Origin of the sequence: Micromonospora sp. NPDC002296, assembly GCF_040296145.1 — a bacterium.
Taxonomy (GTDB): Bacteria; Actinomycetota; Actinomycetes; order Mycobacteriales; family Micromonosporaceae; genus Micromonospora.
In genome coordinates this window covers 147,586-172,608 of record NZ_JBEOWQ010000004.1, presented here as the reverse complement: position 1 = coordinate 172,608, position 25,023 = coordinate 147,586, and the positions used below count along the sequence as shown (strand labels likewise).

Annotated in this window: 21 protein-coding genes and 1 pseudogene; 13 read left to right on the top strand and 9 right to left on the bottom strand. The window is 73.0% G+C overall.

What is annotated here, in order from left to right; genetic code table 11:
- Positions 1-22 precede the first annotated feature (22 nt).
- Positions 23-700 (bottom strand): LLM class flavin-dependent oxidoreductase, encoded by a 678-nt coding sequence (locus ABT023_RS05280; RefSeq protein WP_350881922.1) that lies wholly within the window; start codon positions 698-700, stop codon positions 23-25.
- Between the two features lie 2 nt (positions 701-702).
- Complete coding sequence (locus ABT023_RS05275) at positions 703-1,539, bottom strand: ABC transporter ATP-binding protein (RefSeq protein ID WP_350881920.1); 837 nt, start codon at positions 1,537-1,539, stop codon at positions 703-705.
- A gap of 266 nt (positions 1,540-1,805) precedes the next feature.
- On the opposite strand from ABT023_RS05275, the gene ABT023_RS05270 reads away from it, so the two are divergent.
- Both ABT023_RS05270 and ABT023_RS05265 read left to right on the top strand, forming a co-directional pair.
- Positions 1,806-2,834, top strand: a complete 1,029-nt coding sequence (locus ABT023_RS05270; protein WP_350881918.1) for an ABC transporter substrate-binding protein — start codon at positions 1,806-1,808, stop codon at positions 2,832-2,834.
- Positions 2,835-3,055: 221 nt separating this feature from the next.
- Positions 3,056-3,796 (top strand): annotated as a pseudogene (locus tag ABT023_RS05265) (ABC transporter permease); the annotation flags it as partial.
- A gap of 100 nt (positions 3,797-3,896) precedes the next feature.
- Here ABT023_RS05265 and ABT023_RS05260 read toward each other — a convergent pair.
- On the bottom strand, positions 3,897-5,078 hold the full coding sequence (locus ABT023_RS05260) for an ABC transporter substrate-binding protein (protein WP_350881914.1): 1,182 nt from the start codon (positions 5,076-5,078) through the stop codon (positions 3,897-3,899).
- A gap of 448 nt (positions 5,079-5,526) precedes the next feature.
- Here ABT023_RS05260 and ABT023_RS05255 point away from each other — a divergent pair, with 448 nt between their 5' ends.
- The 4 genes from ABT023_RS05255 to ABT023_RS05240 all read left to right on the top strand — a co-directional run bounded on the left by ABT023_RS05255 (position 5,527) and on the right by ABT023_RS05240 (position 10,062).
- The gene (locus ABT023_RS05255; protein WP_350881912.1) at positions 5,527-8,619 is read left to right on the top strand and encodes a sensor histidine kinase; all 3,093 of its coding nucleotides are present in this window, start codon (positions 5,527-5,529) and stop codon (positions 8,617-8,619) included.
- On the top strand, positions 8,616-9,023 hold the full coding sequence (locus tag ABT023_RS05250; protein ID WP_161685846.1) for a roadblock/LC7 domain-containing protein: 408 nt from the start codon (positions 8,616-8,618) through the stop codon (positions 9,021-9,023). The genes ABT023_RS05255 and ABT023_RS05250 overlap by 4 nt, the downstream gene beginning before the upstream one ends.
- Positions 9,024-9,092: 69 nt before the next feature.
- Positions 9,093-9,458, top strand: a complete 366-nt coding sequence (locus ABT023_RS05245) for a DUF742 domain-containing protein (protein ID WP_117665135.1) — start codon at positions 9,093-9,095, stop codon at positions 9,456-9,458.
- A complete protein-coding gene (locus ABT023_RS05240) occupies positions 9,439-10,062 on the top strand; it encodes a GTP-binding protein (RefSeq protein WP_161685844.1) in 624 nt (207 codons plus the stop codon). The genes ABT023_RS05245 and ABT023_RS05240 overlap by 20 nt, the downstream gene beginning before the upstream one ends.
- A 94-nt stretch (positions 10,063-10,156) precedes the next feature.
- Here ABT023_RS05240 and ABT023_RS05235 read toward each other — a convergent pair whose 3' ends face one another.
- Entirely contained in the window at positions 10,157-11,245 is a 1,089-nt protein-coding gene (locus ABT023_RS05235) for a uroporphyrinogen-III synthase (protein ID WP_350881909.1), read from the bottom strand.
- 524 nt (positions 11,246-11,769) lie between these two features.
- Between ABT023_RS05235 and ABT023_RS05230 the strand changes: the two genes are divergently transcribed.
- From ABT023_RS05230 to glmM, 5 genes are all read left to right on the top strand, one after another.
- Entirely contained in the window at positions 11,770-12,027 is a 258-nt protein-coding gene (locus tag ABT023_RS05230; protein WP_350881907.1) for a DUF6364 family protein, read from the top strand.
- Positions 12,017-12,310, top strand: a complete 294-nt coding sequence (locus tag ABT023_RS05225) for a hypothetical protein (protein ID WP_350881905.1) — start codon at positions 12,017-12,019, stop codon at positions 12,308-12,310. The genes ABT023_RS05230 and ABT023_RS05225 overlap by 11 nt, the downstream gene beginning before the upstream one ends.
- Positions 12,311-12,553: 243 nt before the next feature.
- Positions 12,554-12,997 carry a 50S ribosomal protein L13 gene (gene rplM, locus ABT023_RS05220; protein ID WP_350881903.1) on the top strand — a complete coding sequence of 148 codons (444 nt, stop codon included), beginning with the start codon at positions 12,554-12,556 and terminating at the stop codon, positions 12,995-12,997.
- Between the two features lie 20 nt (positions 12,998-13,017).
- On the top strand, positions 13,018-13,482 hold the full coding sequence (rpsI, locus tag ABT023_RS05215) for a 30S ribosomal protein S9 (protein ID WP_350881901.1): 465 nt from the start codon (positions 13,018-13,020) through the stop codon (positions 13,480-13,482).
- 115 nt (positions 13,483-13,597) lie between these two features.
- Positions 13,598-14,953, top strand: coding sequence for a phosphoglucosamine mutase (glmM, locus tag ABT023_RS05210; protein WP_350881899.1), 1,356 nt, complete (start codon positions 13,598-13,600; stop codon positions 14,951-14,953).
- Positions 14,954-14,983: 30 nt separating this feature from the next.
- Here the strand turns inward: glmM and ABT023_RS05205 are convergent, their stop codons facing one another.
- Together ABT023_RS05205 and ABT023_RS05200 are read right to left on the bottom strand one after the other, a co-directional pair.
- Positions 14,984-15,730, bottom strand: a complete 747-nt coding sequence (locus tag ABT023_RS05205; protein ID WP_350881897.1) for an ABC transporter ATP-binding protein — start codon at positions 15,728-15,730, stop codon at positions 14,984-14,986.
- Between the two features lie 2 nt (positions 15,731-15,732).
- Positions 15,733-18,564, bottom strand: a complete 2,832-nt coding sequence (locus tag ABT023_RS05200) for an FtsX-like permease family protein (protein ID WP_350881895.1) — start codon at positions 18,562-18,564, stop codon at positions 15,733-15,735.
- A 115-nt stretch (positions 18,565-18,679) separates the two neighbouring features.
- Here ABT023_RS05200 and ABT023_RS05195 point away from each other — a divergent pair, with 115 nt between their 5' ends.
- On the top strand, positions 18,680-19,306 hold the full coding sequence (locus ABT023_RS05195; RefSeq protein WP_350881893.1) for a helix-turn-helix transcriptional regulator: 627 nt from the start codon (positions 18,680-18,682) through the stop codon (positions 19,304-19,306).
- A 137-nt stretch (positions 19,307-19,443) separates the two neighbouring features.
- On the opposite strand, the gene ABT023_RS05190 is transcribed toward ABT023_RS05195, so the two are convergent.
- The 3 genes from ABT023_RS05190 to ABT023_RS05180 are packed head-to-tail and all read right to left on the bottom strand — an operon-like array spanning position 19,444 to position 22,775.
- Positions 19,444-20,553, bottom strand: coding sequence for a threonine aldolase family protein (locus tag ABT023_RS05190; protein WP_350881891.1), 1,110 nt, complete (start codon positions 20,551-20,553; stop codon positions 19,444-19,446).
- The gene (locus tag ABT023_RS05185; protein ID WP_350881889.1) at positions 20,550-21,746 is read right to left on the bottom strand and encodes a pyridoxal phosphate-dependent aminotransferase; all 1,197 of its coding nucleotides are present in this window, start codon (positions 21,744-21,746) and stop codon (positions 20,550-20,552) included. The genes ABT023_RS05190 and ABT023_RS05185 overlap by 4 nt, the downstream gene beginning before the upstream one ends.
- A gap of 39 nt (positions 21,747-21,785) precedes the next feature.
- Positions 21,786-22,775: an MmpS family transport accessory protein gene (locus ABT023_RS05180; protein ID WP_350881886.1), complete on the bottom strand. Its 990-nt coding sequence runs from the start codon at positions 22,773-22,775 to the stop codon at positions 21,786-21,788.
- A 280-nt stretch (positions 22,776-23,055) separates the two neighbouring features.
- Here ABT023_RS05180 and glmS point away from each other — a divergent pair, with 280 nt between their 5' ends.
- Positions 23,056-24,969 carry a glutamine--fructose-6-phosphate transaminase (isomerizing) gene (gene glmS / locus ABT023_RS05175; protein ID WP_350881884.1) on the top strand — a complete coding sequence of 638 codons (1,914 nt, stop codon included), beginning with the start codon at positions 23,056-23,058 and terminating at the stop codon, positions 24,967-24,969.
- Positions 24,970-25,023 lie beyond the last annotated feature (54 nt).

Below are 25,023 nucleotides of genomic sequence, written 5' to 3'. Positions count from 1 at the left end.
CCCGTCGATCACGTCGGTCCGCCTAGAGTTGCGGGAGCACCTCGGCGGCGATGAGCTCCAGGTGGGCCAGGTCGGCCAGGTCGGCCAGTCGCAGGTGTACCCGGGCGGCCCCGACCGCGGCGAACTCGCCGATCCGGTCGACGAGTTGGGCGGGGGAGCCGATCACCGGGTCCTCCGGCGGCAGGGCGCTCATGCGGTGCAGCGGCGCGGCCCGCTCCCGCACCTCGGCGTCGGTGCCCCCGATGGCCACCACGATCCCGGCGGAGAGCACCAGCGGCGCCCGCCCCGAGTCCGTACGGCCGTGGCGGTCGCACGCCTCGATCACCCGGTCGTACGAGGCGGCCGTCTCGGCGACGCTCTTGAACGGCATGTTGAACTCGTCGGCGTACCGGGCGGCCAGCTCCGGGGTGCGCCTGGGGCCGCGCCCGCCGACGATCACCGGCGGGCCGGGCTGCTGCACCGGCTTGGGCAGGGCGGGCGCGTCGACCAGCCGGTAGTGGTCGCCGAGGAAGCTGTAGGTTGCGGCGAGGGTGAGCCAGGCGTCGGTGGGGCCGGGTAGCCCGGGTTCGGCACCCATGGCCTGGTAGTGGTCGGCCCGCAGGAAGCCCTCGAAGCCGGCCGCCTCGAGCGTCCGGGCGAAGCGGAGCTGGTCGTCGTAGCCGGCGCCCCGGTGTGGCTCGGTGAAGACGGCCACCCGCACGGTCAGCGTGCCTCCGCGCCGGCCCGTACCGGGGGCTGCCGGTGGGCGCCGGGGCCGAGCGGCGCCGGCGCAGGCCCGACAGGTGCGTCACGTTCCATCAGCAGTTCGTGCAGCTCGGCGCTGACCCGGGCCACGTCGGCCAGGTGGGCGTTGCGGCCGAGGGTGCGGGGCCGCGGGATGTCCACCTCGACCACCGAGCGGATCCGGCCGGGGCGGGGGCTCAGCACGACCACCCGGTCGGCGAGCAGCACCGCCTCGTCGATCGAGTGGGTGACGAAGACGATGGTGGCTCCGCTGGTCATGTGCACCCGCTGGAGCTCGCCGGAGAGCTCCTCGCGGGTGAGCGCGTCGAGGGCGGAGAACGGCTCGTCCATCAGCATCACCCGGGGATCGCCGATGAGCGACCGGCACAGCGACACCCGCTGCTGCATGCCGCCGGACAGCTCGTGCGGCAGCCGTTTCTCGAACCCGGCCAGCCCGGCGAGGTCGAGCAGTTCCCGGGCGCGGGCGCGGTGCCTGGCCCGCTTCCAGCCGAAGATCTCCACCGGCAGCAGGACGTTGTCCAGCACCGAGCGCCACGGCAGCAGGGCGGGCCGCTGGAACAGCATGGCGATGTCCCGGCGGGGACGGGTGATCGGCGTACCGGCGACGGTGATCTGCCCGGCGGTGACCGGCAGCAGCCCGGCGATCATGCGTAGCAGCGTGGATTTGCCGCAGCCCGAGCGGCCGAGCACGGCGACGAACTCGCCCTCGGTCACGTCGAGGTCGATGCCCCGCAGCGCCTCGACCCGGCCGGAGCGGCCGTCGAAGGTGCGGGACACCCCGGACAGTCGGATCATCGCCGGTGTCCTCCCTGAGTAAGCGGTCAGGAGCGCAGCTAGGGTAGCCCGCCGCGGCGCAGCCCGGGGGGTCCGGGGTGGACACCAGTTCGTTTCCGTTCCGCAACCGACACTCCTTGCTACACCGGCAGGTCCCCTGCGTAGTCTGTGCCGGCGAGAAGTCCCCTCACGACGGTGGCGTCGGCTCCCCCCTCTGTCGACGCCGTCCCTCTCGACAACCCCTCCGGTGGCGCATCGCCCCTGGTCGGAAAGGACATGGTGCACAGATGAAAAGGCTGACCCGCACGGTCGCCGCGGCCGCTCTGGCCACCGCACTCACCCTGGTCTCCGCGTGCAGCAGTGACGCGGACTCGTCCGGCGCCAAGGGCGGCGACGGCAAGGCGCTGGAAAAAGTGACGTACCTCACTTCTTTCGGTAACTTCGGCCGGGACTCCTACGCCTGGGTGGCGAAGGAGAAGGGCTTCTTCAAGGAGGCCGGCTTCGACGTCGAGATCAAGCCCGGTCAGGGCACCGGTACCGTCATCTCGACCATCGTCGGCGGCCAGGCACACTTCGGTCCCATCGACCTCACCGGTGGTCTGCTCCAGCTCGGCAACGGCGTGGCCAAGGACTTCGTCGCCGTGGCCGCCATCCAGCAGCGCACGATGGCGGGCATCGCGACCGTCGAGGGCACCGGCATCGCCGCTCCGAAGGACCTGGAGGGCAAGAAGCTCGCCGACACCCCCGGCTCCGTGGTCCGCAACCTCTTCCCGACGTACGCCCGGCTGGCCGGCGTGGACGCCAGCAGGGTGACCTGGCAGAACGGCCAGGCGCAGGAGCTGATGGGCACGCTTGCCGCCGGCCAGGTCGACGGCATCGGCCAGTTCGTCGTCGGTCAGCCGACCATCGAGGCGGTGACCAAGAAGAAGGCCGTCATGCTGCCGTACAGCAACGTGATGCAGGACCTCTACGGCAACGTGCTGATCACCTCCAGCAAGATCGCCAAGGAGAAGCCGGACATGGTCAAGCGGTTCTCCGCCGCCCTGATTAAGGGCCTGGAGTACGCGCTGACCAACCCGCAGGAGGCGGGCGACATCCTGAAGAAGAACGTCGACGCCAGCAACCCCGCGGCCGCCGCCGCGGAGCTCCAGCTCATGGCCGGGTACGTCCGGTCCAGCAACTCGGGCACCCAGATCGGCACGCTGGACAGTGGGCGGGTCGCCAAGAGCATCGCGATCCTTCAGGGCGCGGGCCAGCTCAAGCAGAACATCACCCCCGACCAGATCATCGACTTCGACCTCGCGCCGAAGGCCTGACCGGTCCGACCGTCCTCGGGGGTACGCCCCGCCGGCCTCCGGCGGGGCGTACCCCCGTTCCATCCCCGGCCACCGCGCCGGTAGGAGAGGAGGAGAAGATGACCGACCTCCGGTCACCGGAGCCGGCAGTCGCGCACCGGCCCGCCGCTCCCGTCCCCACACCCACACCCAGTCGCTCCGGCCTCAACGCCGGGGTGCGGTTCGGTATCGACGGGGCCCTGCTGCCCGCCTCGGGCCTGCTGATCGCGTTCGCGGTGTGGTGGGTCACCGCCCGACTGGAACTGGTGCACCCCGCCGCGCTGCCCACCCCCGGCTCGGTGCTGTCGGCGTTCATCGACAAGCCGGACAAGATGCTCGAACACGCCGGCGCCACCCTGCTGGAGATCCTGATCGGCTTCGCGCTCTCCGCCGTGGCCGGGGTCCTGCTGGGGCTCTCGTTGGCCGCCTCGCGGACGGTTGAGCGGATGTTCACCCCGCTGCTCGTCGCGGTCAACGCGGTTCCGAAGATCACCTTCGGGCCGCTGCTGGTGGTGGCGCTCGGCTGGGGTCAGAAGCCGATCCTGACCATGGTCTTCCTGCTGTGCTTCTTCCCGATCGTGCTGTCCACGGCGACCGGCCTGACCACCACCCCGGCGGACCTCGCCGAGCTGGTCCGCTCCTGGAACGCGTCCTGGTGGCAGGCGTTCCGCAAGGTACGGTTCCCGGCAGCGCTGCCGCAGATCTTCGTCGGCCTGAAGGTGGCCATGCCGCTGGCCGCGATCGGCGCGGTGATCGGCGAGTTCCAGGCCGGGGAGAGCGGGCTCGGATACGTCGTCACCCAGTATGCCGGTATCGGCGACACCGCCACCGCGTGGGCGGCCATCATGCTTGTGGCGCTGATCAGCATCCTGCTCTACTCGGCGCTGGTCTTCCTGGAGCGGCTGGCCCTGCCGTGGGTCCGGGAGACCACCTCGACCAGGTGAGCCTGATCGGCCGACCAGGCTCACCTGGTCGGCCGATCAGGTGGCCGCCGTGACCGGCGCGGGCCCGGGCCCGACTACGCCGGTCACGGCGGACCGTTCGTCAGCTGGCGAGCCGCCAGCGGCCACCCCGGGCGACCAGGGTGGTCAGGGCCTGCGGCATCAGCCCGGAGTGGTTGTCCGGGGTCATCCGGATCGGGCCCGACAGGCCGTCCATCTGGGACGTCTCGAGCACGTCGCGCAGGCCGTCCCGACCGGCCCTGCCGGGCTCGCCGCCGGCCCGCAGCTCGGCGTCGGCGATGAGCTGCACGGCGTCCGCGGCGAACGAGGAGAAGCCGTTGTAGCCGCCGAACCGCGCCGTGTAGTTCTGGAACCACTGGCGGCGGGCCGCCTTGGCGGGGGTGGTGGCGATGACGTCGTCGATCACCATGGTCTGGGTGAAGATCAGGGTTGCCTTCTCGGCCGACTGGGCCGACGCACCGAGGAAGAGGTCCTCGGCGGCCATCGCGTCGAAGAAGAGCGCGCCCTTGAACTTGGCCTGCTGGGCGGCGGCGGCGGCGAGCCTCGCCTGCTCCGGCGGGGTCCACACGACCAGCGCCCCAGGCTTGCGGTCGACCAGCGCGCTGACCGGCTCGCTGACGTCGGTCTCGGTGGCCTTGATTTCCTGGTCACTGACCAGGCGGATGTCGGCCTTGGAGAACTCGCTGCGCAGGGCGGCGAGGCCCTCTTGGCCGTAGCTGTCCTCGCTGTTGAGCACCGCGGCCTTCTTGATGCGGAGGCGGCGCAGCTCACCGGTGAGGGCGGCGGCGCTGTCCAGCGCGTTCGGGGCCAGCTTGAACACGTACCGGCGGTCGGCCACCGGGCTGGCGATGGCGCTGGACGGGGCGAGCGCGATGGTCGGGAGCTTCTTCTCGTTGATCGTGCGGACGGCGCGGACGGCGCACTCGTTGCAGCCGCCCATGATGAGCGCGCTGACCCGAGAATCCTTGCTGAAGTCGTCCACGTTGCGCAGCGACTCGCCCGCGTCGGAGCGGTTGTCCTTCACCTTGAGTTCGATTTTCCGGGCGCCCAGGGCGCCCGAGGCGTTCAGCTGCTCGACCTTCAGTTCCAGAGCGCGCTGGTACGCCTTGCCGACAGGGGCCGCCGAGCCGGACAGCTCCAGGTCCACGGCGATCACGATGGGGCTCGTGTCCTGTTCCGCCGCGCCGAACTGGCAGCCGGTGAGCGTGGTGGCCAGGACGGCCGAGGCGAGCGCCGTGATGGTCACGGAGCGGATGGTGATCAACTCAGTCCTCCAGGTGCGGCGCGGGCGGCTGCCCGGTCACCGCCGCTTGTTCCGTCCTCAGTGGAGAAACGGGATTGGTCTGCCGTACGGTGTGCGCGAAGCCTGCAAAACCTTGCCAATGCCGGGCCCTGTGGTCAAGCGAGGATGCGTCGAAGCGTTTCGGGACGAGCGTCCCACATGCTGGGGTAACCCAATCTTTGCAAACGCTTACTTTGCATAAGCGCGTGACCACCTTGGAGTTACATGCCCTGATCAGGGGCTTGAGAAAATGAAGGTATTAGTTGACCGGATCACGCGATGAGTGCCGTGCGACCGTTTCCAACCTCACCGCGGCTTCCCAAACACGATCATCTCTGATGAAATCGCGGCCGTGCCGCGCGCGGCGCTGTCCGCTGCACCGGCCAAGGGTCGGCGGTTCAGGCGTGGAAGAAACGACGGAGGCGATGTCGTGAGCACCGGACCTACGACCCTGCCCGAGAGCGGCGAGTCGGACGAGCGGAGTCGGCGTCGTCGGCTGCCGCGCCTACGCGACGCCCGGATCCGCTCGAAGCTGGCGCTGATCCTGGTGGTGCCGGTCGCGGCGGTGATCGCGCTCGCCACCGTCCGGCTGATCTCAACCGGTGAGGGCGCTATCGAGGCGACCCGGTTGCGGTCGCTGACCGAGCTGTCGATCGACGTTTCCGCACTCACCCAGGACCTGCACAAGGAACGGATGGCCGCGGCCCGCTACCTGGCCACGCCGGGGCTGGGGCCCGACACGTACAACCTGCGGGTGCGCGGCACGGACGCCCGGATCGAGGAGTACAAGGCCGAGCGCGGGCGGATCGGCGACGTCCCGGCCGCGGTGCGGGACCGGCTCAAGGTCATCGAGGACCACCTGACGACGCTGAACAGCACCCGGCAGGAGGTCCTGGACCGCAAGCAGATGGTGGTGCCCGAGGCCACGCTGCGCTACGGGGTCATCCTCACCGACCTGGTCTCCTACGGGGACACGCTGGCCCAGCTGCCCGGTCAGGAGAGCCTGGCGGACACCCGCCGGGCGGTGGCCGCGTTCGCCCACGCCAAGGCGGCGGTCGCCGAGGAGGAGGCGGTCACCTTCACCGCGCTCACCGCCGGCAGCCTCGACGAGGAGCAGTTCTCCTCGTTCGTGGCCACCCTGACCAGCCAGCAGGAGGCACTGCTCTCCTTCTCGCTGGCCGCGGACCCGACCCAGCGGGCCCTCGTCGACAGCACGGTCTCCGGCGACGCGGTGACGCTCGCCGACCGGGTGGCCGCCGACCTGACCCGGTCGGTCGGGCAGGCCCCGCTGGTCTCCGCCGCCGACGCCACCGCCTCCATCGGCGCGGTCAACGACCTGATGCGGTGGGCCGAGATCCGGCTCCAGGACCGCCTGCTCGTCCAGACCGAGGAGGCTCGCTCCAACGTCATCCAACAGGCGATCATCGAAGCGGTGCTGGTGCTGCTGACCCTGATCGTCGCCGTCACGCTCGCCGTGGTGCTGGCCCGGTCGCTCAACCACTCGCTGCGCCGGCTGCGCGAGGGCGCCCTGTCGGTGGCCAACCACGACCTGCCCGACGCGGTCGCCCGGCTGCAGAACATCGGCAGCGTCGGCGACGGCGGCGTGGAAGAGATCGTCCGGCAGGTCCGCGACCCGATCAAGCTCAACAACCGTGACGAGGTCGGCCAGGTCGCGCTGGCGTTCAACGTCGTCCACCGGGAGGCGGTCCGGGTCGCCGCCGAGCAGGCCGCGCTGCGGACCAGCGTCTCGGCGATGTTCCTCAACCTGGCCCGACGCAGTCAGACCCTGGTCGACCGGATGATCGGCGAGCTGGACGCGATCGAGCGCGGCGAGGAGGACCCGAAGCGCCTCGCCCAGCTCTTCGAGCTCGACCACCTGGCCACCCGAATGCGCCGCAACGACGAGAACCTGCTGGTGCTCGCCGGTGCGGACTCGGCGGTGCCGCGCCGCGACGACGCCCTGCTGATCGACGTCCTGCGGGCCTCCCAGTCCGAGGTCGAGCAGTACAACCGCATCGAGTTCGGCACCGTCGACACCGACATCTCGGTGGCCGCGCACGCCGTCAACGACGTCGTCCGGCTGGTCGCCGAGCTGCTCGACAACGCCACCCGCTTCTCGCCGCCGAACACGGTGGTGGTCGCCGACGGCCGGCGGATCCGCGACTACGTGCTGATCCAGGTCGAGGACCGGGGCCTCGGGCTCACCGACGAGCAGCTCGACTCGCTCAACCACCGGCTCGCCGGTCCGTCCACGGTCGACGTGGCCGCGTTCCGGCTGATGGGTCTGGCCGTGGTGAGCCGCCTGGCGTCCCGGTACGGCATCCGGGTGGAGCTGCGGCGCAACGTGGAGGGCGGCACCGTCGCCCAGGTGACGCTGCCCAGCTCGACCGTGGTGCTGCCGTCGCTGCGCGGTCGCGAGCCGGCCCCGGCGCCGCTGACCCCGCCGCGCCAGCCCGCCCCGATCGAGCAGACGCCGCTCACCCCGATGGGCCTCGACTCGCCGCTCACCGGCGGCGGCCGCGCCGCCACGCTGACCGACCAGTGGCGGACCTCCGCCCCGACGCCCGCCCGTTGGCAGGTGCCCGGCGACTCCCGGGAGGCCGCGCCGGCGACTCCGTTCGGCGCGCCGGCCGTCACCCACCCGGTGGCTCCGGCCCTCGCGCCGGCGCCCCTGGGGCAGCCGCCCGCCCCGACCCAGCCGCCCGCCCCGACCCAGCCGGCGTTCACGCCCGGCGGCGGGTTCTCGGTGGGCAGCCCTACCGTGGCGTTCCCGACGATCGATCCGCTGCCTCGGCGGACACCTGGTGGGGAGGCCGCCCAGCCGGCCACCCCCGCCGCCTCGGCCCCACCCACGCCGGTGCTGCCCGGCGGTCCGGTCGCCGGGATGACGCCGACCGCTCCCGCGGTGCCGGCCGCCCCGGTGGTCGCCCGTCCGGCCCTGCCGGCCGAGGCGCCGATATTCCGGGAGATGGAGGCGGTCTGGTTCCGGTCGCACGGCGACGACGTGACCGCGATCTTCCAGCGGCCCAAGTTCGACGACGAGCCGCCGCCGGCCAAGGCTCCCGCCGCGCCCCGGCCACCGCTACCCACCCGGACGCCGGGGGCCACCCCCGCGGACGGTACGACCGCGGCGACCCCGCCGCCGGCGTACACCCCACCGGTGGCCCCGCCGATGGCCCCGCCCGCAGCACCGGCCGCGACCGGGCCGGGCGGGTCGGCGGCAGCCACCCCGCCGGCGACCGACCCCGAGGCCTGGCGGACGGCGGCCGACGACGGCTGGTCGCGGGCCAGCCGGGCGGCCGAACCGACCGCGTCCGGGACCACCCGCTCCGGTCTGCCGAAGCGGGTCCCGCAGGCGCAGCTCGTCCCCGGCGGGATCGAGCAGAAGAGCAGCAAGGACCGCAGCCGGCGCACCCCCGACGAAGTACGCGGCCTGCTGTCGGCATACCACCGCGGCGTGCAGCGCGGACGGACGGTCGGCGCGGACCAGAACAGCACCTCGACCAAGGAGACGAGCCGATGAACAGGCCAGCGGCCATGCAGGACATGGGTTGGCTGCTCACCAACTTCGCCGACAGCGTGGCGGGCATCGCCCACGTGGTGGCGGTTTCCGCGGACGGGCTGCTACTCGCCTCGTCGCGGGACCTCCCCACGGACCGGGCCGACCAGCTCGCGGCGATCACCTCCGGTGTGGTGAGCCTGACCGAGGGCGCGGCCCGCATGTTCAGCGCCGGCGGGGTGCTCCAGACAGTCATCGAGATGGACAGCGGCTACCTGTTCCTCATGTCGATCAGCGACGGCTCGTCGATGGCGGTGCTCGCCGCCCGTAGCTGCGACGTCGGCCAGGTCGGGTACGAGATGGCACTGCTGGTCGAACGGGTGGGCGCCGCACTGGTGCCGCTGCGTCGGGACGCGGTGCGCTCCTAGCACGCCTGGCCACACGGACGGACTGACCGGGTGTCGAGGGACGGCACCCGCCCGAGGAGGTGATCGCGGATGGACCAACGACGGGAAGACCCGCGCGGCGCGTTGGTGCGTCCGTACGCGGTCACCCGTGGCCGTACCGAGCCGCGGCAGGACATCGCGCTGGAGGCGGTGCTGACGGCCAGCCCCACGGCGGTCGCCGAGTCCCGGTTCGCCGGCCACGACAAGCACCGGATCGCCACGATCTGCGAGGGCCGACCCCAGTCGCTGGCCGAGGTCGCCGCGTACACCCGGATGCCGCTCGGCGTCGCCCGGGTGATCATCGCCGACATGGTGGCCGAGGGCCTGCTGACGCTACACACTGCCGCTCCGCCCGAAGGGTACGAGGAGCGGATGGAAATTCTTGGAAGGGTGCTAAGTGGACTTCGCAGGCTATGACCCCGCCGGGGCACGCCGCAACCGCGGGATCACCTCCGCGAAGATCGTGGTTGCGGGCGGCTTCGGCGTGGGCAAGACGACCCTGGTCGGCGCGGTCTCGGAGATCACTCCGCTGACCACCGAGGCGGTGATGACCGCCGCCGGCGTCGGGATCGACGACCCGTCGAAGGTGCCGGGGAAGCAGACCACCACGGTCGCCATGGACTTCGGCCGAATCACCATGGCCGAGGACCTGATCCTCTATCTCTTCGGCACACCCGGGCAGACCCGGTTCTGGTTCATGTGGGACGAGATCATCAAAGGCGCGGTGGGCGCGGCGGTGCTGGTCGACACCCGCCGGATCACCGACGCGTTCGCCCCGCTGGACTACTTCGAGAACCGCCGCCTGCCTTACGTGGTGGCGTTGAACCGGTTCGACAACGCGCCCCAGTACGAGCTGGAGGAGGTCCGCGAGGCCCTCGCCATCTCGCCCCACGTGCCGTTGATAATGACCGACGCCCGGCACCGGGACTCGGTGAAGCAGGTACTGGTCACGGTCGTCGAGCACGCGATGCTGCGACTCCAGGCCGAGCACGGCCGCGGTTACCCGACCCCGGTCGGCTGACGTACACCGGCGGTGGCCCGGGGTCGTCAGGGCCGCCGCCGACGCGGTCGTCCACGGCCCGGCCGCCGACCACCCCGGTCACCGGCGACGGGGGTCAGTCCACCCGGAGCCGGTAGCCGCGCTTGATCACCGTCTGCACCACCCGGGGGGCGCGCAGGCCGGCCCGGAGGCGGGCCACCGCCATCTCCACCGCGTGCTCGTCCGCGCCGCGCGGCAGCGTCCGCAGCAGGGTGGTACGGGAGAGCACCCGCCCGGGTGACGTGGCCAGCGCCCGCAGCACCGCCATCGGGGCGGGGGCCAGCGGACGCAGCTCCTCGTCGATCACAGCCGCGTGCCCCCGCAGGGTCAGCAGGTGCCCGGCCGCCCTGATGGTGACCGTGCGCCGGGGCAACTCGTCCACGATCGTCCGCATCAGCGCGCCGAGCCGCGCCTGGGTCGGAACGGTGACCGGCACCCCGCGGCGGGCCAGCGGCTCGGCGGTGACCGGGCCGACGCAACTGGCCAGCACGTGGCCCCGCAGCGCCTCCAGCACCGTCTCGGTGCGGTCCCCGGCGGCCTGCAGCAGCGCCTCGACGGCCGGGGCGGAGGTGAAGGTGACCGCGTCGACCAGCCGCCCGGCGACCAGGTCGATCAGCCGGTGCAGCGGCGCCGGGTCGGTCGGCGGCGCCCATCGGTAGACCGGCACCTCGACGACCGCCGCACCGGCCTCCCTCAGCGCGGTGGTGTACTCGGGCTGCCGGTCACCGTGCAACTGCATGGCGACCACCTGGCCGGCCACCCCGCGCCGGACCAGGTGCTCGACGACCTCCTCACAGCTCTCCGAGTCGGGTGACCACCGGTCGCGCAGGCCGGCGGCGCGGATCGCCCCCCGCGCCTCCGGCCCCCGGGCCACCACGTACGCCCGCGACAGCGCGCCACGCAGCGGCTCGTTCAGCCCCCAGCCCTCGGCCGCCTCCAGCCAGCCGCGCATCCCGATGCCGGTGTCGGCCACCAGCACGTCCGGCGGGCGGTCCAGGCAGGCGCGGGTCGCCTCGCGCAGTTCGGTGTCGTCGGCCAGCGGCACGATCCGCAGAGCCGGCGCGACCACCACCCGGGCCCCGCGCCGTTGCAGCAGCGCGGCCAGCTCGTCGCGTCGGCGGTCGGCGGTCACCCCGACGGTGAAGCCGGCCAGTTCGTGGGGCATCACCCCGCCCGTCTCAGCCGTGCCTCGGCCAGGCCCACGCCGCAGAGCTCATCGGCGTACCCCCGGAAGGCCGAGCGTGGCCGGCTGCCGGCGGCGGGCCGGCCGGCCACTCGTCGCCGGATGGCGCGGACCCGACCGACGAGGACCGGCCTGCCGTACCGGAGGAGGTAGTACGGGCAGTGCCCCGCCGCCTCCCGGGGGTGCCACCCCGGTCGAGTCGCCGTCCGTGCACCGTCTGTCATGTCGGAAAAGCGTGCCGCCGGGCAGTTTCGGCCTCGGGTCCCGCTTGTTTCGGCCCTGTCAAGAGCGCCCCACACGACGGGGTCGACCCCAACCCCGAGCCCTGACAACGGCGAACCGGCAGTCCCGGCCCGCGCTGTTTCCGGGAAACAGTGGCCTCCTCACGCTCCGAGGCCACTGCTTCCCGGAAACAGCGGGCGCTCAGACGCGCGGGGGTTTGGGTGGTTCGGCGGTGGGCGTCAGGTGGGATGACCGGTGGTCATACCGCAGGTAGTTTGGGTGGCATGACTGCCAAGGTGACGTTGTCGTTCTCCGACGAGACGATCGAGGAGGCGCGCCGGTTCGCCAAGCGGGAGGGGCTGTCGCTCTCCGCCTGGATGGACCAGGCGGCCCGGGAGAAGGCGCTGCGCGAGGTCTTCACCGCGCACGCCGCCGCCGTCGCCCGCGCCGGACTGGACCTGGAGACGGCCGCCCTGGCCGACGCCCGCGAGGTGGAGATGGTCGACGACGCGATGTTCGGCGGGCGTCCGCGTGCTGCGTAGGGGAGAGGTCTGGCGCATCGAGGGCGCCCGGGAGCGGCTCGGTCTGGTGATCAGTTCCGACGTCTACAACTCCACCGACGTGCCGATCGTGATCGTGGCCGAGGTGGTCGAGACGGTACTGCTGCGCGACTCCCCGCTGGCCGTGCCGATGGGCGGGTACGTGGTGATGCCCGACCGGCTCTCCTCGCCGATGAAGAAGTGGTTCACCGAGTGCGTGGAGGTGGCCGACACCGACACGATGCTCCGGGTCGGGCGTGCGCTGCGCATCCTCCAGGAACTCTGACCGGGACTCCGCAGCCGCAGGAAATCCGCCGGCTGGGTCCCCCGACGTGTGACCTAGATCATGATGGTGACGCGGGGCGGGCGGGAACGCCCCCCGTTTTGACCTGCGGAGGTGCTCCCGGGTATCGTTGCCTGCTGTTGTACGACATCCAGAGGCGTGCCGCATCAGGTACGCTTGGTCGTTCGTGCGCGCCTGGTCAACTCGGCGCGCGACCCCAGACCGACGACGAGACAAGGTAGACCTGTGCGTACGTACAGCCCGAAGCCGGGTGAGATCGAGCGTCAGTGGCACGTCATCGACGCCTCTGATGTCGTGCTGGGCCGCCTGGCGACCCATGCCGCCACGCTTCTGCGTGGTAAGCACAAGCCGACTTTCGCGCCGCACGTCGACACGGGCGACTTCGTCGTCGTCGTGAACGCGGGCAAGGTCGCGCTGACCGGCAACAAGCGTCAGACCAAGGTTGCCTACCGCCACTCCGGTTACCCGGGTGGTCTGAAGCAGGTCGGCTACGAGGAGCTGCTCAGCAAGCGTCCCGAGCGGGCCGTCGAGCTGGCCGTGAAGGGGATGCTCCCGCACAACAAGCTCGGCCGTCAGCTGATCAAGAAGCTGAAGGTCTACGCCGGTGCCGAGCACCCGCACGGCGCGCAGCAGCCGGCGCCGTTCGAGATCAAGCAGATCGCGCAGTGAGCGCGGGCGAAGGAAGCAGCATGACCGACATCACCGAGACCGAGGTCGCCCCCGAGGCCACCGAGGCGCCGGCGCCCGTCGCCCGCGCGCCTCGTGGCGACCGGCCGATCCAGACCGTCGGCCGCCGCAAGGAGGCCATCGTCCGGGTGCGCATCGTCCCGGGCAGCGGCAAGATCACCTGCAACGGCCGCGACCTCGAGGCCTACTTCCCGAGCAAGGTGCACCAGCAGCTCATCAAGGACCCGCTGGTCACCGCAGAGAAGCCCGAGGCGTTCGACGTCATCGCCAACCTGCGCGGCGGCGGCACCACCGGCCAGGCCGGTGCGCTGCGGCTCGCCATCGCCCGGGCGCTGATCATCAACGAGCCGGAGGACCGCCCGGCCCTGAAGAAGGCCGGCTTCCTGACCCGTGACGCCCGGGTCAAGGAGAGCAAGAAGTACGGCCTCAAGAAGGCCCGTAAGGCTCCGCAGTACTCGAAGCGCTGATCTTCAGCGGCACGTTGTACTTCTGACGGACGGCCGGGTCCGCCTCCCCCCGACGGGAGGCGGCCCGGCCGTTTCGCTTTCCTGTTGTGCACCATTTCCTCGGAGGTTGGCGGGTATGGGCCGGTTGTTCGGCACGGACGGCATACGCGGGCGGGCGAACGCGGATCTCACTCCCGAGCTGGCGCTCGCGGTGGCGGTCGCCGCGGCCCACACACTCGCCGAGACGGACCGGAGCCATCCGCCGTTGGCGGTGGTCGGCCGGGACACCCGGGCCAGCGGCGAGATGTTGGAGGCCGCCGTGGTGGCCGGGCTCACCAGTGCCGGCGCCAACGTGGTCCGGGTCGGCGTGCTGCCCACCCCGGCCGTGGCGTTCCTCACCGCCGAGGTCAAGGCCGACCTGGGCGTGATGCTGTCGGCGTCGCACAACCCGATGCCGGACAACGGCATCAAGCTGTTCGCCGCCGGCGGGCACAAGCTGCCCGACGAGATCGAGGAGCGGATCGAGGCGGCCGTCGAGGCGAACGCGGTCACCGCGTGGGACCGGCCGACCGGCGCCGGGGTGGGGCGGGTGCACGACCTGCTCGACGGCGCCGACCACTACGTCCAGCACCTGGCCGGCACCGTGCCGCACCGGCTCGACGGGCTCAAGGTCGTGGTCGACTGCGCCAACGGCGCCGCGGCCGACGTCGCGCCCGTGGCGTACCGGGAGGCCGGGGCCGAGGTCGTCGCCATCCACGCCGAGCCGGACGGCCTCAACATCAACGACGACTGCGGTTCCAACCACATCGACGGGCTGCGCGAGGCCGTGGTCGAGCACGGCGCGCACCTGGGCATCGCCCACGACGGCGACGCCGACCGGTGCGTCGCGGTCACCGCCGACGGGGTCGAGGTCGACGGCGACCAGGTGATGGCGATCATCGCCCTGGCGATGCGGGACGCCGGCACGCTCACCGACGACACCCTGGTCGCCACCGTGATGAGCAACCTCGGCCTGCGGCTGGCCATGTCCGCGCAGGGCATCCGGCTGATCGAGACCAAGGTCGGCGACCGGTACGTCCTGGAGGAGCTGCGCGCCTCCGACCTTGCCCTCGGCGGCGAGCAGAGCGGGCACATCGTCATGCCGGCCTACGCCACCACCGGCGACGGCGTGCTCACCGGGCTGCACCTGATGGCCCGGATGGCAGCCACCGGGAAGTCCCTCGCGGAGCTGGCCGCCGTGGTGACCAAGCTGCCGCAGGTGCTGATCAACGTGCCGGTCGGGGACCGTTCGGTGGGTGCCGCCGCGCCGGCCGTCCGGGCCGAGGTGGAGCGGGCAGAGGCGGAGCTGGGCGAGACCGGTCGGGTGCTGCTGCGCCCCTCGGGCACCGAGCCCCTGGTGCGGGTCATGGTCGAGGCCGCCACCGAGCAGACCGCCCGCGAGGTCGCCGAGCGCATCGCCGAGCGGGTCCGCACCGCCAGCCCCACCGTTTGACCCGAGCCGGCCCTTGGGGGCCGGCGAACCTCACAGGCGCAGGCGGGCGACCCGGTCGTAGGTGTCGGCCGGGTCCTCGCCGCCGGTGAGGTCCACGTCCTCGACGACCCGTCCGTCGCCGAGCCGGATCAGCCGGTCGCACCGGGCGGCGATGGCGCGCTCGTGGGTGGCCAGCAGGATCGTCATCCCGTGCCGGTCGCGCAGGTTCAGGAGCAGGTCGAGGATCTGCCCGCCGGTGGTCGAGTCGAGGTTCCCGGTCGGCTCGTCGGCGAGCAGCAGCCGGGGTTCACCCATCAACGCCCGGGCGATGGCGACCCGCTGCTGCTGGCCGCCGGAGAGCTGTGCCGGCAGCGACCGCTCCCGGCCGGCCAGGCCGACCGCGTCGAGCAGTTCCCGGGCGCGGGTCACCTGGTCGGACCGGCCGCGCCGGGGCAGCACCGGGGCGATCACGTTGTCCAGCACGGTCAGCGCCGGCAGCAGGTGGTAGCGCTGGAAGACGAAGCCGACCCGCTGTCGGTACCGGGCGAGGGCTGCCCGCCGCAGACCGGTGATCTCCACGTCGTCGACCGTCACGGTGCCGCTGTCGGCCTGCTCGATCGCCCCGATGAGGTGCAGCAGCGTCGACTTGCCGGAGCCACTCGGTCCGGTCAGCGCCACCACCGACCCGGCGGCGATCTCCAGCGACACCCCGTCGACGGCGGTGAGTCGTTCGGTGCCGGCGCGGAACTGCCGGAGCAGCTCGGCCGTCCGGACGGTGCTGCCCGTGGTCGCGTCCATCGTCACTCCTCTGCGAGTAGTCGTGCGGTCGGGAGGCGGCGCAGCAGCGCGGCGGGGACCAGCGCCGCCGCGCAGGTGATCAGCACCCCGGCGGCGGCGACCACGGCGGCCACCAGCACCAGCGCCGCCGGCAGGTCGCCCACCAGCCAGGCCGCCCCGCCCAGGCCGAGCGCCGCCCCGGCGAGGGCGCCGAGCGCGCCGAGGAGGAACCCCTCGTACCCGATGAGGCGGGTCAGCGCGGCGTCGGTCCAGCCGACCGCCCGCAGCGTGGCCAGCTCGGCGGCCCGGTCCCGGATGTTCAGGTAGAGCACGTCGGCGACCGCGGCGGCACCGAGCAGCACCGTCGCGACGGCAGCCAACCTGTCCGCGTCGCGCACGCTCAACGACACCGCGTCGCCCAGCAGGTTGCCGACGATGGCGCCGCGGAACGCGTACCCGGCGGCGGCGACCAGGGTCAGCGCGGCCACCCCGATGGCCAGCGCGCCGGAGCCGAGCAGGGTGCGGCCGGGGGTGCGGGCCAGGTTGGCCAGGGCCAGGCCGGCCAGGGTGCGTGGCCGGCGTACCCAGCGGGCCGTCGCCACCGGCGGTCGCAGCGCGGCGGCCGGGTGGGCGCGCGCGGCCCGCAGCGCCGGCGTCAGGCCCGCGACCAGCGCCAGCAGCAGGGCCACCGGTACGGCCAGCAGCGCCCGCCGCCATCCCACGTCGATGCCGAGCGCGGCCCCGAGCGGGACCGTCAGCCCCAGCGCGAGCAGCCCGGCGGCCAGCCCGAGCGCGCCGACCTCGCCGAGGATCAGCGCGCCGATCCGCCGGGCCGGCCAGCCCAGGCAGGCGAGCACCGCCAGCTCGGACCGGCGGTCCCGGACGGCGGCGGTGACCGCGTTGCCGAGGAAGAGCGCGCAGACGACCAGCACCAGCACGAAGAGCGCGACGCTCTTGCGGTCCACCGCCTTCGTGATCACCGAGGCGACCCCGAGGGCCGACCAGTTCTCGGTCAGCCGCAGCGCCGGCCGGCCGAACGACCCGGCGGGCAGCTCCACGGCCTGCGGGGCGGGGGACGAGCCGAGCGTGATGTCGACGTCGAGCCCGGTGACCTGGGCGATCCGCTCGGCGACCAGCCGGACCTGTTCGGCGGCGCGCTCGTTGTAGCCATCCACCTCGGCGACCCGGACCCGGATCGCACTGATCGGGGCGGTGAGCTGCGGACTGCCGCCACCGGCCAGCAGCTTCGGTACGGCGGCCAGGCTGGTCAGCAGCAGCGGCGGGGCGGAGAGGTGGCCGGCCGGGTTGCCGCCCGGCTCCAGCGGACGGCCGCCCAGGGCGTCCCGACTGCGGGCGTCCGCGCCCTGCGCCGACGGTGGCTCGTACGTCTCCAGCGGCACCCGCCCGAGGTCGCTGAAGCCGGTCAGTTTCTCCGGGTCGAAGACCCCCACGGCCCGCCAGCTCCGGAACACCAGGTTGCGTGGATCCCCCTTCTTCAGCGGGAGCTTGCGCAGCGACCGTGCTCCGGTGTCGTCGGTCAGCCAGGGACGCGGGTAGGGGTTGAACGTGATCTGGTCGCCGTACACCTCCGGATCGGCCGCCGGGAGCGCGCCGACCTGCAGCGTGCCGTCGGGCAGCCGGTCGTACCGCGTGGGCCCGGCCTGGACCATCGCCTGGAGCTGGCCGAAGCAGCAGCCGTGCGGGGAGATGCCCGCGGAGATCCGGGTGCGCCAGCTGGCGGACACGTCGTGGCGGGCGTCGCCGGCGGGGAGCTCGGGGCCTCGCCGCAGGGCCCGCTCCAACTCGGCGAGTTCGACGCCGGCCGGGCGGGCCGCGGGCAGCCGGGTGAAGCTGGCGCGCAGTTCCTCGTCGACGAAGGGGCTGCTGGTCGCGAGCACCGGGACGGAGAGCATCTCGTCCGAGTCGATGTGCTTGACGGCCACCGTGTCGTCCGGGCCCAGCGCCCGCCCGTCGACCACTGTCCCGCCGAGGCCCACGAGGCGGTCCTCGGCGGCCGGGTCCACGGCGGCGAGCAGGAGCGGCACCGTCAGGCTGACCGCGATCCGCAGTCGGTCCGAGGTGGACGAGGGGCCCGACCCCGCGTCGGCGAAGACGCCGCCGCCGGCCTCGAACCGGCCGTCGGGGAGCATCCGTACGGCCACCAGCGACCACTCCTCGCGCTCGGAGTACGCGCCCGGGCTGCCCCGGGCTGACCGGGGGTCGCAGACGGCCCGGGTGCGGCCGTCGGGCAGCACCTCGCGGGGCTCGGCCTCCCCGCACGGGGCCCACGGATAGCTGCGCCCGTCGGTGTACAGAGTGGCGTCTCTGGCCTGGGGCACGTCGGTGCGGGGGTAGATCAGCGGGTGGGTGGTGACGTACACGTAGCGGGCCCGGCCCGGCGCTCCGGAGAGCCCGCGCTCGGCGACGAACCGGGGATCGACGCGGATGACCTGCCGGTCGAGCGACCGGTCCACCGCCCCGGTGAGGTCCAGCGGGGTCGGCACCGGGGCGGTGGAGTAGCCGAGCATGGCGATGGGGGCGGCGACGTCCACCCCGGCGACCGCCTTCACCTGGTCGTACTGTGCGGTGGTGATGCCGCCGAAGAGGCCGGAGAGGTAGTTGGGCTGGACCAGCCGGCGTTCGGCCTCCAGCGGGGTGCGCGCGCCCTTCGGGCGGACCAGGATGTCGTAGGCGACGTCGGTGCCCCGCTCGACGGTGCCGGTGACGTCGAGCCGGGAGGTGGTGGTGGCACCGGTCAGGACGACGAAGCCGGTGGTCGCCACCAGCACGCCGGCCAACAGTGCCACCGACCGTCCCGCACGGCCGCGTAGCTGACTCCAGATGAAGTTGAACATGTCGCGCCTCCCCGTGTGCTGCTGCACACTCTGCGGGATACATTGTGACAATGCAAGGCCGGATCCGGAACGGTACCGACCGGGCGGAGCGGAACGGAACGGAACGGAGGAGACGGTGGCGATCCAGCACGCGGTCCTGGCCCTGCTCGCCCGAGGGCCCAGCTACGGCTACCAACTGAAGGGCGCGTTCGAGGAGGCGGTGGGCCCGCAATGGGGGCCGCTGAACATCGGGCACCTCTACCAGATCCTCGATCGGCTCTCCCGCGACGGCCTGGTCGTCGCCGAGCGGCAGGCCCAGCCGGTCAAACCCGACCGGGTGGTCTACGAGATCAGCCCCGACGGCCGCGCCGTGCTGCAGGGATGGCTCAACGAGCCCAGTCCGCGCAGCGGCGGATTCCGGGACGACTTCTTCCTCAAGGTCACCGCGGCGGCCCGCTCCGGCGAGTCGGACACGGTGCGGACGGTGCTCGGCAACCAGCGTGGGCACCTCATGCGCGAGCTGCACAACCTCGACGGGCTCCGCCGCCGGGCCGACGACCCGGTGGTGGCCCTGCTGCTCTCCGCCGCCAGCCGGCACGTCGAGGCCGATCTCGCGTTCGTCGACGACGCCGAGACGGCGCTGCTCGCCGACGGTGGCGCGCTGCTCGCCACGCTCGCGGGAAGCCCTCCGGGGCTCGACGGGAGCGGTTCAGGGGCGGCGCCGCCCGTGTCGGGTCCCACCTCGACCCGCGCGGCCGGCTGACGCCGCGCCGCCGGTCCGCCACAGCGCCTTGGGTACCGGCAAGCTGAGACCTGGAAGGAAATTGCCCCTCCGGAGGCCGCATTCTTCCCAATATCTCGCGCCCGGCCGGTGGGGGCGTCAGGCCGGCTGGTGGGGCGTCAGGTCGCCGCCAGCCGGCGGAGGAAGCGGCCACCCAGGTCGGCGACCTGGGCGGCGTCGAGGTCGAGGGCCGGGGCCGCCACGGTGACCTCGGCCATCGCCAGGTCCGGGACCTCGGTGTCCTGCCAGCCGCCGACGAACCACGCCCCCTCCTCCTCGGCGAGGGCGAGGTTGGCCGCGTTGAGCCGGTCCGCCGGGTGCGGCAGCCAGAGCCGGAACTGGTGGGTGTGCGGGGGCGTCGGATACACCCGGGCGCCGGGCAACCCGGCCAGGGCGGCGGCCACCGCTGTCGCGTGTGCCACGTACCCGGGCAGACGGGGGAGCTCCCGGTCCAGCCCGACCAGCGCGGCCCCCGCCGCCGGCCACTGCTGGAACAGGGTGCCCCCGTACCGGTGCCGCCACTCCCGGGCGTACCGCGCCAGCCCGGCGTCCCCGGCGAGAGCCGCCCCGGAGATGCCCTCGATGGACTTGTAGAACGAGACGTACGTGCTGTCGGCGAGGGCGGCGACCGTGGCCGGCGGGTGCCCCAGGTGGGGGGTCGTCTCCCACAGCCGGGCGCCGTCGAGGTGCACCCGGGCTCCGGCGTCCCGGGCCGCGCCGACCACCTCGACCAACTCGTCCCAGGTGGGCAGCACGAAGCCCGCGTCGCGCAGCGGCAGCTCCAGCAGCAGGGTGCCGATCGGCTCGGCGAGCTCCGCCACCTCCGCGGCGGTCGGGTTTCGCGGCGCGGTCGTGGTGCGCACCGCCCGCAGCCCGCCGAGCACCGCGTACGCGTCCCGCTCGTGCAGCACGAGGTGGCTGAGCGGGTGCAGGCCGACGGCGGTGCTGCCGGTCAGCTCCGCGCCGTACCGGACGGCGACCTGCTGGGCCATCGTGCCGGTGGGGAAGAAGACGGCAGCCTCCGTGCCGAGCAGCTCGGCGACCCGCAGCTCCAGGGCCTCGACCGGGCCGCCCTCGCCGTAGAAGTCGGGCAGGGCGTCCGGGGCGAGCGTGGCCCGTACGGCGTCGAGATGCTCGGCCATCGACACCGGCCGGACGCCGGAGAGAATCCGGTCGCAGCCGCGCATGGCCGCCATCCGGCGGACCCGGTCGGCGTAGGCGCCGCTCACCCGGCGACCCCCATCCCACGCAGCCGGGCCACCGCCTCGGTGAGTACCTCGGGACGCTTGCAGAAGGCGAACCGGACCAGCCGCCGGCCCGCCTCGGCGTCGTCGTAGAACACCTGGGTCGGCACGGCGACCACCCCGCAGCGCTCCGGGAGCGACCGGCAGAACTCGATCCCGTCCCGCCCGCCCAATCCGGTGACGTCGGCGGTGACGAAGTACGTCCCCTCCGGGGTGAGCACGTCGAAGCCTGCGTCGGTCAGCCCGGCGACGAGTTGGTCCCGCCGGGCCCGCATGCCGGTCGCGAAGTCGGCGAAGTACGCGTCCGGCAGGGCGAGGGCCACCGCCACCGCCGGCTGCAACGGGGCGGCGTTGACGAAGGTGAGGAACTGCTTGACCCGCAGCACCGCCGACACCAGCGGGGCGGGGCCGCTGACCCAGCCGACCTTCCAGCCCGTGCAGGAGAACGTCTTGCCGGCCGAGGAGATCCGCAGGGTGCGTTCGCGCATCCCGGGCAGGGTGGCCAGCGGCACGTGGGGCGCGGCGGCGTCGGCGAAGACCAGGTGCTCGTACACCTCGTCGGTCACCGCGTACACGTCGTGTTCGCGGCACAGCGCGGCCACCAGGTCCAGCTCGTCGGGGGTGAAGACCTTGCCGGTCGGGTTGTGCGGCGAGTTCAGCAGCACCAGCCGGGTCCGGGGCCCGAACGCGGCGCGCAGGGCGTCCGGGTCGAAGGCGTACCGGCCGTCCGGTCCCGGGCGCAGGGTCACCGGCCGCCGCACCGCCCCGGCGAGGGCGATCGAGGCCGCGTACGAGTCGTAGTACGGCTCGAAGCAGACCACCTCGTCGCCCGGCTCGCAGAGGGCGAGGATGCTCGCGGCGATCGCCTCGGTCGCCCCGGCGGTGATCACGATCTCGCCGTCCGGGTCGTACTCCAGGCCCCAGAACCGGCGCTGGTGGTCGGCTACGGCGGTGCGCAGCGCGGGGATGCCGGGACCGGGCGGGTACTGGTTCTGCCCGCCGCGCAGCGCATCGGCGGCGGCGGCGAGCATCTCCGGCGGGCCGTCGGTGTCCGGGAAGCCCTGGCCCAGGTTGACCGCGCCGGTGCGCACGGCCAGGGCGGACATCTCGGCGAAGATCGTCGTCCCGAAGGGGCGCATCCGGGCAACCAGCGGGTCGACATCGGTGGGCGTCGTCACCCGGGTCAGCCTACGGGCCGGGGTTCGGCCACGCCCACCTCAGCCGGTCGAGCAGGTGGTGCGCCAGACTGCCGTGGTCGTGTCGGTCACCGGCCGGCCGGCCCCGGTGACCGACAGCCGGCAGGTGAGCGGTTCGCTCTCGTCGTAGGGCCGGGTGGCCTCCACCATGACCCGGCTCTGCCCGTTGGTCCTGATGGTGGTCCGCCAGGGCAGTTTCGCGCCGTCGACATGGATCAGGTCGCTGTCGGCGTCGAAGTACGCAACGTCGGCCCGGCCGCTCCCGGTTACCTCGTAGACCACCGTCACTGGCGCCGGGCCGGCGGTCGGCCGGGTCACCGGCTTCTTGGACGGGTCGGCGGGGAAGGTGGGCGGGTCGGCGGGGAAGGTGGGCGGGTCGGCGGGCTCGGTCCCGTCCGTGTCGTACCAGGGGTCACTCGCCGTCGTCCGGTCGTCCGGTTCGCCGGCGACGAACCCGAACAGGCCGATGCAGCAGCACAGCCCGAGCACCAGGACGACCACCAGCCCGACCACGAGTGCGATCACCTTGGCGTCGCCGCCGCCCGGGCGGGTGGGCGGCCGCCCCGGATATGCGAACGGCGGTGGATAGCCGGCCGGGGGCCAGCCGACCTGCGCGGGGTGTCCCTCGGCGGGCCAGCCGGGCTGCCCGGGGGGCCACCCCGACGGAACGTGCCCTGACCAGGGCTGCCCGCCGGGCAGAGACCCGTCCGCCGCCGGCGCTCCCGGGGTGGTGGCGGGCGGGGGTCCGGCGTCGCTCGCCGCGGACCCGAACTGCTCCCGGCCGCCCGTCGGTGGGGCCCACGGCTCCGGCGCCGCCCATGCCTGCGGTGGGGCGAGCGGGTCGAGGGACGCCCACGGTGCGGCGTCCGGGCTCGGGGACGCCGCGGCGCCCGCCGAGGTCGGGAGGCCCGGCGCCGACGAGGGCGCCTGGTCCGGCGCGGGCGTCGGGGGGCCGGTGGGGTCGGTGCCGGGGGAGTGGCTCGGCTCGGGGATCGACGACGCCTCGGACATCGGACAGCTCCGGAAAAGGGGCGCGGGCGTGGCCGCGGCGGGGCGGGGTACGCCGGGGACCGTTGCCACGACCGGCCCCCGCGAGGGGCCCTCAATGTACGCGTCCGGTGCACCCGGCGGGCCCCCTGCCGGTGGCGCCGTCCGGGCGGAACCGGGGGCCCCAGAGGCGGGGAAGTTCGTCCCCCCGACCGCCAAGCCTCACCAGTTCGCTCAAATTCGGTGCTTGTTTACCCGTCTTCCGAGCACGCACGTTGAGCGAAACTGGGTTACGCTGCGGATCATGTGTGGAATCGTGGGTTACGCCGGTGCGCGCCCGGCGCTCGGTATCGTGCTCGACGGCTTGCGCCGCCTGGAGTACCGCGGCTACGACTCGGCCGGCGTAGCCATCGTGTGCGATGGCGAGCTGCTGACCGAGAAGAAGGCGGGCAAGCTGGCCAACCTCGAGAAGATGCTGGCCGAGCGCGCCGCCGTCGACCCCGAGGGCTGCGCCGCCAGCCCGATCGGCATCGGCGACGGCACCACCGGCATCGGCCACACCCGCTGGGCCACCCACGGCGGCCCCACCGACCGCAACGCCCACCCGCACGTCGCCCCCGACGGCCGGGTCGCCGTGATCCACAACGGCATCATCGAGAACTTCGCCAAGCTCCGCACCGAACTGGAGGACGCCGGCGTCCAGTTCAGCAGCGACACCGACACCGAGTGCGCCGCCCACCTGCTCTCCGCCGCGCTGGCCGAGCTGCGCGCCGCCGGCGAGCCGGACGGACCGGGGCTGCTCGCCGCCGCGATGCGCGCGGTCTGCCAGCGACTCGAAGGGGCGTTCACGCTGCTGGCCGTCGATGCCGCCGTGCCCGGCGCGGTGGTCGGTGCCCGGCGCAACTCCCCCCTGGTGGTGGGCCGGGGTGACGGGGAGAACTACCTCGCCAGCGACGTCGCCGCGTTCATCGAGCACACCCGCGACGCGATCGAGCTGGGCCAGGACCAGATCGTCCTGATCACCCCCGACGCCGTCGAGATCACCGACTTCGCCGGCCGTCCGGCGAGCGGCAAGGACTTCCATGTCGACTGGGACTCCTCGGCCGCCGAGAAGGGCGGCTACGACTGGTTCATGCTCAAGGAGATCGAGGAGCAGCCGCAGGCCGTCGCCGACACCCTGCTCGGCCGGCTCACCGGGAGCGGCGAGATCATGCTCGACGAGGTCCGCCTCAGCGACCAGGACCTGCGCGACGTGGACAAGATATTCATCGTCGCCTGCGGGACCGCCTACCACTCCGGCCTGGTCGCCAAGTACGCCATCGAGCACTGGACCCGGATTCCCTGCGAGGTGGAACTCGCCAGCGAGTTCCGCTACCGCGACCCGGTCCTCGACCGGTCCACGCTGATCGTGGTGATCTCGCAGTCCGGCGAGACCATGGACACCCTGATGGCGCTGCGGCACGCCAAGGAGCAGAAGGCCCGGGTGCTGGCCATCTGCAACACCAACGGCTCGACCATCCCGCGCGAGTCCGACGCCGTCCTCTACACCCACGGCGGGCCGGAGATCGCCGTCGCCTCCACCAAGGCGTTCCTCACCCAGCTCGTGGCCTGTTACCTGATCGGGCTGCACCTGGCCCAGGTGCGCGGGATCAAGTTCGCCGACGAGGTGGCCGCGGTGGTGGACCAGCTCCACCAGATGCCCGCCAAGCTGCGCGAGCTGCTGGACCGGATCGACCCGGTGCGCGAGCTGGCCCGGGAGATCCGCAACGAGCCCACGGTGCTCTTCATCGGCCGGCACGTCGGCTACCCGGTGGCCCTGGAGGGCGCGCTCAAGCTCAAGGAGTTGGCGTACATGCACGCCGAGGGGTTCGCCGCCGGAGAGCTCAAGCACGGCCCGATCGCCCTGATCGACCAGGGCACCCCGGTGATCTGCATCGTGCCGTCGCCGGTCGGCCGGGGCATGCTGCACGACAAGGTCGTCTCCAACATCCAGGAGGTCCGGGCCCGGGGCGCCCGGACGATCGTGATCGCCGAGGAGGGCGACGAGGCCGTGGTGCGCTACGCCGACCACCTGATCCGCGTGCCGCGCACGCCGACGCTGCTCGCCCCGCTGGTGACCACCGTGCCGTTGCAGGTGCTCGCGGCGGAGATCGCCGCGGCCCGGGGGCACGACGTCGACCAGCCCCGCAACCTGGCCAAGTCCGTCACCGTCGAGTAGCCGCCCGCCGGAACCGGCCCCCTCCGCCCGCCGGCGGCAGGGGGCCGCTGCGGC

What these genes read in the sequence shown, in the direction of transcription:
- ABT023_RS05230 (WP_350881907.1), top strand. Translation starts at nt 11,770, where the DNA reads ATGACTGCCAAGGTGACGTTGTCGTTCTCCGACGAGACGATCGAGGAG.
- glmM (WP_350881899.1), top strand. Translation starts at nt 13,598, where the DNA reads ATGGGCCGGTTGTTCGGCACGGACGGCATACGCGGGCGGGCGAACGCG.
- ABT023_RS05275 (WP_350881920.1), bottom strand. Translation starts at nt 1,539, where the DNA reads ATGATCCGACTGTCCGGGGTGTCCCGCACCTTCGACGGCCGCTCCGGC.
- ABT023_RS05180 (WP_350881886.1), bottom strand. Translation starts at nt 22,775, where the DNA reads ATGTCCGAGGCGTCGTCGATCCCCGAGCCGAGCCACTCCCCCGGCACC.
- glmS (WP_350881884.1), top strand. Translation starts at nt 23,056, where the DNA reads ATGTGTGGAATCGTGGGTTACGCCGGTGCGCGCCCGGCGCTCGGTATC.
- ABT023_RS05205 (WP_350881897.1), bottom strand. Translation starts at nt 15,730, where the DNA reads ATGGACGCGACCACGGGCAGCACCGTCCGGACGGCCGAGCTGCTCCGG.
- ABT023_RS05250 (WP_161685846.1), top strand. Translation starts at nt 8,616, where the DNA reads ATGAACAGGCCAGCGGCCATGCAGGACATGGGTTGGCTGCTCACCAAC.
- ABT023_RS05270 (WP_350881918.1), top strand. Translation starts at nt 1,806, where the DNA reads ATGAAAAGGCTGACCCGCACGGTCGCCGCGGCCGCTCTGGCCACCGCA.
- rpsI (WP_350881901.1), top strand. Translation starts at nt 13,018, where the DNA reads ATGACCGACATCACCGAGACCGAGGTCGCCCCCGAGGCCACCGAGGCG.
- ABT023_RS05235 (WP_350881909.1), bottom strand. Translation starts at nt 11,245, where the DNA reads ATGCCCCACGAACTGGCCGGCTTCACCGTCGGGGTGACCGCCGACCGC.
- ABT023_RS05200 (WP_350881895.1), bottom strand. Translation starts at nt 18,564, where the DNA reads ATGTTCAACTTCATCTGGAGTCAGCTACGCGGCCGTGCGGGACGGTCG.
- ABT023_RS05245 (WP_117665135.1), top strand. Translation starts at nt 9,093, where the DNA reads ATGGACCAACGACGGGAAGACCCGCGCGGCGCGTTGGTGCGTCCGTAC.